The sequence below is a fragment of the Candidatus Aquicultor secundus genome, assembly GCF_002791875.1.
Lineage (GTDB): Bacteria > Actinomycetota > Aquicultoria > Aquicultorales > Aquicultoraceae > Aquicultor_A > Aquicultor_A secundus.
Map to the genome: position 1 here is coordinate 1 of NZ_PFNG01000059.1, position 720 is coordinate 720.

The window sequence follows — 720 nt, forward strand, 5'->3', positions numbered from 1 at the left end:
GTGCCGTATGCGCGGGGCGACCTCTGGAGCCGCCCCGAAGGCGAAGTCATCAGCGAAGTGAGCCGTCTTGTTGCAGGCGGGACGCAGGAAGTGGTTCTAACGGGCATCCACCTCGGGCTTTACGGGGCCGGCGGCTCGACTGATTTGGGATCGCTTCTTACAAGACTCATCGATATTCGCGGCCTGGGAAGGATTCGGTTAAGCTCGATCGAGCTTAATGAGGTCTCACCCGCGATCGTCGAGCTTATCGTTGAATCAGGAAAAATCTGCAACCACCTGCATATCCCATTGCAAAGCGGGAGCAATGACGTGCTCGCCAGAATGAACCGCCATTATACGGCCGAAGCGTTCGTCGAGCGCACGGCAGAGCTTAAAAGGCGAATCCCAAACCTGGCATTGACCACCGATGTGATCGTGGGGTTTCCGGCAGAGACCGAGCGCGATTTTGAGAGCAGTGCCCGGCTTATCGAAACGGTGGGCTTCAGCAAGCTTCACGTGTTTAAGTTCTCGCCGAGAAAAGGCACCCCCGCCGCCGGCTTTAGCGACCAGATATCGAACGATGTCAAGGATGCCAGGTCGGCTGCTCTGCTGGGCATAGGCGCTACCCTGGCCGAGCAATTTGCCACGAATTACGTGGGTAAAGACCTTAGTGTTTTAGTTGAGCGCAGGCAAGGGAATTATTTATCAGGTATAAGCGACAATTATATTAGAGTCTATTTT

General features: G+C 54.9%; 1 protein-coding gene. It reads left to right on the plus strand.

Translation table 11 applies throughout. The features are described 5' to 3' along the window. Positions 1-720, plus strand: a 720-nt coding sequence (locus COY37_RS02245; protein WP_286975843.1) for a radical SAM protein, incomplete at both ends; no start/stop codon positions are given.